Raw genomic sequence first — 9,761 nt, forward strand, 5'->3', positions numbered from 1 at the left:
TTAGATATAATTTAATTCTGTTAAGCTGAGGTATTTATCATACTTTGGCTACGTCATTCGAAATGATTCATGGAACTGTTTAGAAATAATTAGAAATAAAAAATGTAGTGTCGAAAAGTATTGGAAAATCTTCTTTCCGAAAATGTATCCTTTCCATTTAAATTGCGTTAACAAATAAAAGGACTTCGAGGTATTTTATTCGTTTCAAGTAAAAAGATATCTAAATACTTTATTATATTTGCATCTAATTCCATTGGGGCGTGCAATTGTGAGTAAGCTGAATGATTTAAAATTTCCTACGGGATTTCAAGGTCTGTACTCTTCCCCATTAATTTAAAATATTGAATTCTTTTAAGGAAATGCGATAAATCTCATATGATTTTGAAGCTTTCTACCTGATACTTAAACAACATGGCAAAAGAAGAACAAGATAAAATATTAGATGAGGTAACGCAGAGCGATTATAAATATGGCTTTGTTACTGATATTGAAAATGATGATATAGGCAGAGGTCTTAGCGAGGATGTTATCCGCATGATATCGGCTAAAAAGAACGAGCCTGAATTTATGCTTGAATTTAGATTGAAAGCGTATCGTCATTGGCTGACTATGAAAATGCCTGAATGGGCCTATTTAAAAATACCTGAAATTAATTATCAGGATATCATTTATTATTCAGCGCCAAAACAAAAAGCGAAATTGGAGAGCATGGATGATGTTGATCCTGAAATTCGCGCTACTTTCGATAAGCTGGGTATTCCTTTGGATGAACAAAAACTGTTATCGAATGTTGCAGTTGATGTCGTGATGGATTCATCATCGGTGAAAACTACATTTAAACAGGCTTTGGCTGAAAAGGGGGTTATTTTCTGTTCGTTTAGCGATGCCGTTCAGGAACATCCCGATTTAATTCAGGAATATATGGGAACAGTTGTTCCAATTCAGGACAACTTTTTTGCAGCCCTTAACTCTGCGGTCTTCTCAGATGGTTCATTTGTTTACATCCCGAAAGGGGTTCGTTGTCCAATGGAGCTATCGACCTATTTCCGTATTAATGCTGAAAATACAGGTCAGTTCGAACGTACATTAATCGTGTGTGAGGATGAGAGTTATGTGAGTTATCTGGAAGGATGTACGGCACCAATGCGAGATGAAAATCAGTTGCATGCAGCTATTGTTGAAATTATTGTGAAGGACAATGCAGAGGTGAAATACTCTACGGTTCAAAACTGGTATCCTGGTAACAAAGAGGGATTGGGAGGTATTTACAATTTTGTGACCAAACGGGGTATTTGCGAAGGTAAAAATGCGAAGTTGATGTGGGCTCAGGTGGAGACCGGTTCGGCAGTAACCTGGAAATATCCGTCTACCATATTAAAGGGGGATGGCTCGTCGAGTGAATTTTATTCGGTTGCGGTAACCAATAATCATCAGCAGGCTGATACCGGATCAAAAATGATTCACATTGGTAACAACACCAAAAGTACGATCATTTCAAAAGGAATATCAGCAGGAAAAAGCAGTAACTCTTACCGGGGCTTGGTTAAAGTCACCAAGAATTGTGAGGGAGCCCGTAATTTTTCTCAATGCGATTCATTACTTTTAGGAGACAAATGTGGAGCACATACTTTCCCATATCTCGAAATTGGCAATAAATCGGCTAAAGTAGAACACGAAGCAACTACTTCTAAAATTGGTGAAGATCAAATTTTCTATTGCAATCAGCGGGGTATTTCTACCGAGGATGCCATTGGTTTAATTGTTAATGGATATGCCAAAGAGGTAATCAATAAAATGCCTATGGAATTTGCTGTGGAAGCTCAAAAGCTTCTGGCGATTAGTTTGGAAGGATCTGTAGGTTAATAAATATATAATAAGTGGAACTCAACGCATAACTGCGACAAAATAGAAGTGAAATGTTAAGTATTAAAAATTTACACGTTTCCATTGATGGAAAAGAAATCTTAAAGGGAATCAATCTGGAAATTAAGCCGGGAGAAGTTCATGCTATTATGGGACCTAATGGTGCTGGTAAAAGTACGTTAGCTTCAGTATTGGCAGGAAGAGATTTGTATGAAGTAACCGAAGGTGAAATTACCTTTCAAGGGAAAAATATTTTGGATATGGCACCGGAAGATCGTGCAAAAGAAGGTATTTTCTTAGGTTTTCAGTATCCAATCGAAATTCCTGGAGTTTCAACGGTTAATTTCATGAAAACTGCGGTTAACGAACATCGCAAACACAAAGGATTGGATCCCTTGACGGCATCTGATTTTTTAAAGTTGATGCGCGATAAAAAAGCATTGGTTGAGATCGACTCGAAACTGACAAATCGTTCTGTAAACGAAGGATTCTCGGGAGGAGAGAAGAAAAAGAATGAGATTTTTCAAATGGCGATGCTGGAACCTAAATTGGCAGTTTTAGATGAGACTGATTCTGGTTTGGATATCGATGCACTTCGTATTGTGGCAAATGGGGTGAATAAATTGAAAACTGCTGATAATTCAACAATTGTAATTACTCACTACCAACGTTTATTAGATTACATCATTCCTGATGTTGTTCATGTTTTGTTTGACGGTCGAATTGTAAAAACTGCCGGTAAAGAGCTTGCTCTTGAACTGGAAGAAAAAGGATACGACTGGATTAAAGAAGAAAACGGAAAATAGTAGAGATGTTGGAAATTGGATTTATCTTATTTCTCATATCTATTATCTAATATCTAAAATAACATGGCCAACATAGATACAATTAACAAGGATTTCGCTGATCTGTTCGAACAAGGTAAGGAATTGCTTTCGAATGGCTCTTCTGATTGCATGAATAAGACTCGTGAAAAAGCCTTTGTTCAGTTTCAGGAGTTAGGCGTGCCTACTCGTGTCAACGAGAATTACAAATATACCAACCTAATACCAGCTTTTGATCATCCATACAATGTAAATCTTCGTTACATGGAAGTGGATGTTGACCTGAATGATATTTTTCAGTGCGATGTGCCTGAGTTGGATACCAATATGGTATTGCTGACAAATGGCTGGTATTACGGGAATAATAAAGTGCTTACCGAATTGCCCGAAGGAGTAATTGTTTGTGGCGTTCAGGAAGCATCACAAAAATATCCTGATATTTTTAATGCACATTACGGCAAGTATGCCAAGCCTGAAGAGGATGGTATCGTGGCATTGAATACAGCTTTGGCAAAAGATGGGTTATTCATTTATGTGCCTAAAGGTGTTGTAATCGACAAGCCTATTCAGGTGGTGAACCTTTTGCGTTCCGATCGCGATTTAATGGCAACTCAACGTAATTTATTTGTGATTGAGGAAAATGCACAAGCCAAGATCATTGTTTGCGATCATACCTTAACACATCATAAATACCTAAGTAATTCAGTTACAGAAGTAAATGTGGCACCCAATGCGGTGTTCGATTTGTATACCTTGCAAAATCAGCATTTGAATTCAGTAATATTGAATTCCATTTTTATTCGTCAGGATAAACGTTCAAATGTATTGACCAATACCATTTCTCTTTACGGAGGAACCATTCGCAACAATCATCACGTATTGTTGGATGGCGAGCATTGCGAAAACAATACATACGGAATGTATTTGCTGGATAACAAACAACACGTCGATAATTTTACGTCGATAGATCATGCAAAACCGAATTGTTTAAGCAACGAGCATTTCAAAGGAGTAATGGATGGTGAGGCAACGGCAGCTTTTGCGGGAAGAATATTTGTTCGTCGCGATGCACAAAAAACAGAAGCATACCAGTCAAACAACAACTTATTGCTTAGTGATGATGCTCAAATTAACACAAAGCCTCAGTTGATTATCGATGCAGACGATGTGAAGTGCAGTCACGGAGCCACAGTAGGGCAAATGGATGAAGATGCATTGTTTTATCTGCGAGCAAGAGGAATTGATGAAAAAGAAGCTCGTCAGATGCTGATGTTTGCTTTTGCTCACGAAATAATTGAAAAAATTAGAGTGGAACCGCTTAAAGATCGAATTGATGCATTGGTTGATACAAGGTTAAGAGGTGAAATCTCGAAATGCAATACTTGCGCACTTGCCTGCAAAAATTAGATGTAATTAATATTGGTACATCACACTAAATACGATGTGCCTGATTCTTTATTAAGAATGACAATAGATATCAGTAAAATACGTAAAGATTTTCCTATTCTGGAGGAATTGATTCACGGTAAACCACTTGTTTACTTCGATAATGCGGCGACGACTCAAAAGCCTCGTCAGGTAATTGATAAGTTGATTGAGTATTATTACAAGTACAATTCGAATATTCACCGTGGAGTTCATTACTTGAGCAATAAATCCACCGATGGAAATGAGAATGCAAGAATTATTGTACAGAATTTCATCAATGCAAAACATTCGCACGAGGTGATTTTCACTAGCGGAGCTACCGAATCTGTTAATCTGGTCGCCAATTCGTTTGGCGATCGATTTATTTTCGAAGGCGATGAGGTGATTGTATCTGAATTGGAACATCATTCCAATATCGTTCCCTGGCAATTAATCTGTGAAAGAAAAAAAGCGGTTTTAAAAGTATTGCCTTTTAACGATCAGGGGGAATTGATGATTGAGAAATTGGACGAATTAATTACAGATCGCACTAAAATTATTGCAGTAAATCACATCTCAAATTCATTGGGAACCATAAATCCTATTCGTAAAATAATTGAGATTGCGCATGCAAAAAATGTTCGCGTTTTAATTGATGCCGCTCAATCTGTTCAGCACAAAAAAATTGACGTTCAGGAATTGGATGTAGATTTTTTAGTGTTTTCGGGACATAAAATTTACGGACCAACAGGAATTGGGGTTTTGTATGGCAAAGAAGAATTGCTGAATGAAATGCCTCCTTGGAAGGGTGGAGGCGAGATGATTCAGGAAGTTACTTTCGAGAAAACAACCTATAACGAACTTCCGTATAAATTCGAAGCAGGAACCCCAAATTATATCGATGCAATCGGATTGGGTACTGCAATCGAATATGTTGAGAATATTGGTATTCAAAATATTGATGCTTACGAACAGGAATTGTTAAAATACGCAACCGAAAAATTGCTTTCAATTGATGGTTTACGTATTTATGGAACCGCAAAAGAGAAAACTTCAGTAATTTCTTTTTTGGTGGAGGGAATTCATTTCTACGATATGGGAATGTTGCTCGATCAAATGGGAATTGCAGTAAGAACAGGTACACATTGCACCGAACCGGTCATGCAGCATTTTGGAATAGACGGCACTGTTCGCGCTTCATTTTCCTTTTACAATACAAAGGAAGAAATTGATGCTCTTTATAATGGGATCTTGAAAGTTTGCAAAATGTTTGCAGTAAAATAGTCCGTTGGTTCGATTTTCACAGATAGAAAATTATTGTAACTTTCGGCTGAAAAAAATATAAATTAGATACGTTCGCAGATTTGGAATAGGGGATCTTTCCTCATATCTAAAATCTCATATCTAAAATCTATAGTATGACAATAAACGAAATTCAGGAAGATATAATTGAAGAATTTGCAGGTTTTGAAGATTGGATGGACAAATACGCCTATCTAATTGAGTTGGGAACAGATCTTTCCGGTTTGGATGAAAAATATCAAACAGAGTCGAATCTTATAAAAGGTTGTCAGTCAAAAGTTTGGTTCAATGCATCACTCGAAAACGGTGTTGTAAAGTTAGAGGCCGACAGCGATGCGATCATCGTAAAAGGAATTGCCGCTTTGTTGATTCGTGTTTTCAACAATCAAACTCCTGAAGATATTATGAATGCCGATTTAAAATTCATCGATGAAATCGGCTTAAAGCAGCATCTATCGCCCACTCGCTCTAATGGATTGGTTTCCATGGTAAAACAAATAAAAATGTATGGAATTGCTTTCAATCACGTAAGCAAATAATCAGGAAAAGATGGGAAAAAAAGAAACAGAAGCAATAATCGTCGAGGTCTTAAAAACCATTTACGATCCCGAAATTCCAGTGAATATCTACGATCTGGGATTGATATATGAAATTGATATGTACGAGGACGATGAGGTGAAAATCCTGATGACTCTTACAGCTCCAAATTGTCCAATGGCCGACCAAATTTTGGAAGAGGTTAATGAAAAAACAAAATCATTGCCGCAAATAGAAGATGTAACCGTTGTGTTAACATTCGATCCGCCTTGGGACAAGGATATGATGACCGAAGAAGCAAAACTCGAATTGGGTTTTCTCTAAATATATCAAAGGGCTGTTTTTTTTACAGTCCTTTTTTAGTTCCTGCTAATTTGGTTTCTGATTTTTGTTTTGGGCGTTTCCTTCGTTCCTCAGGTCGGGATTTCCGTTTTTACTCCTCGCTCATTCTTCGCTGTGGGGTAATCACTTCAATCCCTAACGCAAAATAATTCAAGTTTGAGGATTGTCTGTTATTTGGTGAAGGTCTTTGAGCCGTAATGGGTCGCCTAGGATCATAGTCTTGATTTTTTGTAATTTTTTTATCCAACTACCGAACGAAGTGAGATCATGAATACCCGTTAAAATTATGAATGAATCAAAAAGTTTGAAATAGTTCTGTCTAAATACAATATTATTAGAAAATGAAAAATGTTTATCGTGAATTTCGGTAACAATCTTAATTTAGCACTATGAATCTCACTCTTTCTGCCAAATCAAACCTCATAAAAGCCAAAGCTATCGAGCTTGGTTTGGATCTTTGCGGAATCGCAAAAGCAAATTTTCTGGAAGATGAGAAAGAGAATTTTCAATCTTGGCTAGATAAAAAATATCATGGTGAGATGTTGTATATGGCTAATAATATAGGGAAACGATTGGATCCTCGCTTGTTGGTTGAAAATACAAAGTCGATTGTTGTTGTAGGTCTGAACTATTTTCCAAAGGAGTTGCAACAAGACCCCGAAGCACCAGTTATTGCAAAATATGCTTACGGAAAAGATTATCATTTCGTATTAAAGGATAAGTTGAATCAGCTTTTGGAATACATCAACACAGAAATTGGCGAAGTTTCCGGTCGCGCCTTTGTCGATTCCGCACCAATATTGGAACATGCCTGGGCAAAAAAAGCAGGTTTAGGCTGGATAGGTAAAAATTCATTGCTTCTCAATCGTAAAATAGGATCGTTTCTTTTTCTGGGCGAATTGCTGATCGATATGGAGTTGGAGTATGAGGAAGAAAAACAACAGGATTTTTGCGGAGGATGCAGTAAATGCATTCGGGCTTGTCCTACCGGAGCAATTACCGAACCTTATGTGGTGAATGGCAGCAAGTGCATTTCCTATTTTACCATAGAACTCAAAGGTGAAATTCCCGAAGAAATGAAGGGTAAATTCGAAAATCGTGTATTTGGTTGTGATATTTGTCAGGATGTTTGTCCATGGAACCGCATGGCAAAAGCTCATTCAGTTCCCGAATTTGAACCAAATCCGGATCTGCTTTCTCTGTCAAAAGCAGAATGGAAACAATTGGATGCGCATAAGTTTGGTGAGATATTTAAAAACTCTGCAGTAAAACGGACAAAATTTAAAGGATTAAAACGCAATCTTGATTTTCTTTATAAAGAAAGTGAATAGACTTAATATATTGAATTGGCTTGCTCCTTATATGTTTTAGTAACGAACTTTTGTTTTCCCTTTTTTTCTATATTTATACATTCAAGAAGTTGATTTTTTTGTTCTGCTAGATAAAGTTTGATGCTCTGTGCATGAATTTTATTCGCAGTTAATATCAAATTTGATGATACACAATATTTACAATCTAATTACAAATGACAATACGCGTTTGTTTTTTCAAGTTTGGCAACCCGTAACTACTCCTAGGGCAGTAATTTGTTTAGTTCATGGCATCGGTGAGCATTCTTCCAGATATCACAATTGGGCTGAACTATTTGTCGAAAAGAACATTGCTGTATTGAGTTACGATCAGCGGGGGCATGGTTTGTCTGATGGAAAAAGAGGAGTCATCCCATCTTACGAAAAATTAATGGATGATATTGATTTCGCTCTGGAGGAGACTGAAAACACTTTTGGTGCTGTTCCCCGTTTTCTTTATGGTCATAGTATGGGAGGAGGCGAAGTCTTAAATCATTTAATTACCCGAAAGTCGAATTATTTAGGAGTTATTTCTACTTCACCTTGGATTGTTACGCAAGCTGCACCTCCCAAAATAGCAATGTCTTTTCTTAGAGTGTTGGCGAATTTAGTTTCTTTTTTGTGTGTAAAAACGAGTTTTGATACTAAAATGTTATCTCATAATAAGGAGGTGTGTATTAAATATGATGAGGATGAATTGGTGCATCATATGGTTTCATTCAGATTATTTGTTGATGCTTATGATGCAGGATACGGTGTTTTGCAGAATCCGGATAAAGTAAAAAAGCCATTATTGTTGTTGCATGGAAATGATGATCAGATTACAGACTCCAATGCAAGTAAAATTTTTTCGGAGGGAGTTAAGGATTGTTGTACATTTATTCAGTACGATAAAGCTTATCATGAATTGCATAATGAATTCTGTCATCAAGAGGTTTTTACAGATATTATAAATTGGTTGGACGCTCTTTTAGCGAAGAATAAGCAAATTATTTAGAATATGACAATTTTTAGAACTGAGGTAAAGATTCCAGCATCGCGGGATAAGTTTGGTTACAATTCAAAAGCAATTATGCTGGGTTCTTGTTTTACCGAGAATATTGGTGAGCAGCTCAGCAAATATAAATTTGATGTCAATATCAATCCGTTTGGAGTAATTTATAACCCAATCAGTGTAGGCAATAGTTTAAAAATATTAATCGAGAACAAAAAATTCTCCGAAGAAGATTTAAATTTTGCCAATGATATGTGGTTTAGTTTTTCTCATCACGGACGATTCTCCAATGCCGATGTGAATGAATGCTTGGATGCAATCAATACTGAAATTAAAAAGTCATCATTAGATCTGGCCAATTCAGATGTCCTTTACATTACATTCGGAACCGCCTGGGTTTTTGAATTGCTCGATACTGGAGAGGTGGTTTCTAATTGCCATAAATTACCAGCTAAGGAATTTCATCGTTACCGCCTGGATGTTGATGAAATTGTACAATTCTATAAAAAATTGATTGTTTCTTTAGCTGTTTTCAATCCAGACTTAAAAATTGTATTTACGGTGAGCCCTATCCGACACTGGAAGGATGGAGCACATGGAAATCAGCTTAGTAAAGCGACTTTACTTTTGGCAATTGAGCAGTTGGTGGAGTTGTTTGAGCAGGTGTCTTACTTTCCTTCTTACGAAATTGTGATGGATGAGTTAAGAGATTATCGATTTTATGGAGAGGACATGTTGCATATGAATACTACATCTGTCAATTATATTTGGACTCGTTTTGTTGATACATATATGGAGAATGAAACACTTGCCGTGATGAAACGGGTCGATAAAATTGTTTCGGCTGCCTGCCACCGCCCCTTTAATCCTGATACGATTACTCATCAGCAGTTTATTACCAGCACTTTAAGTGATGTGGATCGCTTGGAGAGTGAATATCCAAATATTGTATTTGATAAAGAAAAATCACTTTTACTAAAAAATCTCCATCATTAGTCTGGACATTCTCGTTTGAATTTTGTAATTTGTTTTTCCCCTTCGGATAAAAAAATAGCTTCTGATTATCAGGCAGCTATTTCTTTTTGTAGAAAAACTTTGAGAATGTATTAGGAATTGGGAGAAATAATGGTTTATCTTTGCACC

The 9,761-nt window shown here is 36.7% G+C and carries 9 protein-coding genes; all 9 read left to right on the plus strand.

What is annotated here, in order from left to right:
* Positions 1 to 411 precede the first annotated feature (411 nt).
* The 9 genes from sufB to QUH73_RS16475 all read left to right on the plus strand — a co-directional run bounded on the left by sufB (position 412) and on the right by QUH73_RS16475 (position 9,614).
* On the plus strand, positions 412 to 1,863 hold the full coding sequence (gene sufB / locus QUH73_RS16435; protein ID WP_289531527.1) for a Fe-S cluster assembly protein SufB: 1,452 nt from the start codon (positions 412 to 414) through the stop codon (positions 1,861 to 1,863).
* 53 nt (positions 1,864 to 1,916) lie between these two features.
* A complete protein-coding gene (gene sufC / locus QUH73_RS16440; RefSeq protein ID WP_289531528.1) occupies positions 1,917 to 2,669 on the plus strand; it encodes a Fe-S cluster assembly ATPase SufC in 753 nt (250 codons plus the stop codon).
* A gap of 63 nt (positions 2,670 to 2,732) precedes the next feature.
* Positions 2,733 to 4,094 (plus strand): Fe-S cluster assembly protein SufD, encoded by a 1,362-nt coding sequence (sufD, locus tag QUH73_RS16445; protein WP_289531529.1) that lies wholly within the window; start codon positions 2,733 to 2,735, stop codon positions 4,092 to 4,094.
* Positions 4,095 to 4,151: 57 nt separating this feature from the next.
* The gene (locus QUH73_RS16450) at positions 4,152 to 5,378 is read left to right on the plus strand and encodes a cysteine desulfurase (protein ID WP_289531530.1); all 1,227 of its coding nucleotides are present in this window, start codon (positions 4,152 to 4,154) and stop codon (positions 5,376 to 5,378) included.
* Positions 5,379 to 5,512: 134 nt separating this feature from the next.
* Positions 5,513 to 5,935 (plus strand): SufE family protein, encoded by a 423-nt coding sequence (locus QUH73_RS16455; RefSeq protein WP_124994365.1) that lies wholly within the window; start codon positions 5,513 to 5,515, stop codon positions 5,933 to 5,935.
* A 10-nt stretch (positions 5,936 to 5,945) separates the two neighbouring features.
* On the plus strand, positions 5,946 to 6,257 hold the full coding sequence (locus QUH73_RS16460; protein ID WP_289531531.1) for a metal-sulfur cluster assembly factor: 312 nt from the start codon (positions 5,946 to 5,948) through the stop codon (positions 6,255 to 6,257).
* Between the two features lie 407 nt (positions 6,258 to 6,664).
* On the plus strand, positions 6,665 to 7,606 hold the full coding sequence (gene queG, locus QUH73_RS16465; protein WP_289531532.1) for a tRNA epoxyqueuosine(34) reductase QueG: 942 nt from the start codon (positions 6,665 to 6,667) through the stop codon (positions 7,604 to 7,606).
* A 163-nt stretch (positions 7,607 to 7,769) separates the two neighbouring features.
* Positions 7,770 to 8,621 (plus strand): alpha/beta hydrolase, encoded by an 852-nt coding sequence (locus QUH73_RS16470; protein ID WP_289531533.1) that lies wholly within the window; start codon positions 7,770 to 7,772, stop codon positions 8,619 to 8,621.
* 3 nt (positions 8,622 to 8,624) lie between these two features.
* On the plus strand, positions 8,625 to 9,614 hold the full coding sequence (locus QUH73_RS16475; RefSeq protein ID WP_289531534.1) for a GSCFA domain-containing protein: 990 nt from the start codon (positions 8,625 to 8,627) through the stop codon (positions 9,612 to 9,614).
* Positions 9,615 to 9,761: the final 147 nt, after the last annotated feature.

The sequence above is a fragment of the Labilibaculum sp. K2S genome, from assembly GCF_030372765.1.
In the GTDB taxonomy this organism is placed as follows: Bacteria; Bacteroidota; Bacteroidia; order Bacteroidales; family Marinifilaceae; genus Labilibaculum.

What these genes read in the sequence shown, in the direction of transcription:
- QUH73_RS16460 (WP_289531531.1), top strand. Translation starts at nt 5,946, where the DNA reads ATGGGAAAAAAAGAAACAGAAGCAATAATCGTCGAGGTCTTAAAAACC.
- QUH73_RS16450 (WP_289531530.1), top strand. Translation starts at nt 4,152, where the DNA reads ATGACAATAGATATCAGTAAAATACGTAAAGATTTTCCTATTCTGGAG.
- queG (WP_289531532.1), top strand. Translation starts at nt 6,665, where the DNA reads ATGAATCTCACTCTTTCTGCCAAATCAAACCTCATAAAAGCCAAAGCT.
- sufB (WP_289531527.1), top strand. Translation starts at nt 412, where the DNA reads ATGGCAAAAGAAGAACAAGATAAAATATTAGATGAGGTAACGCAGAGC.
- QUH73_RS16455 (WP_124994365.1), top strand. Translation starts at nt 5,513, where the DNA reads ATGACAATAAACGAAATTCAGGAAGATATAATTGAAGAATTTGCAGGT.
- QUH73_RS16470 (WP_289531533.1), top strand. Translation starts at nt 7,770, where the DNA reads ATGATACACAATATTTACAATCTAATTACAAATGACAATACGCGTTTG.
- QUH73_RS16475 (WP_289531534.1), top strand. Translation starts at nt 8,625, where the DNA reads ATGACAATTTTTAGAACTGAGGTAAAGATTCCAGCATCGCGGGATAAG.
- sufC (WP_289531528.1), top strand. Translation starts at nt 1,917, where the DNA reads ATGTTAAGTATTAAAAATTTACACGTTTCCATTGATGGAAAAGAAATC.
- sufD (WP_289531529.1), top strand. Translation starts at nt 2,733, where the DNA reads ATGGCCAACATAGATACAATTAACAAGGATTTCGCTGATCTGTTCGAA.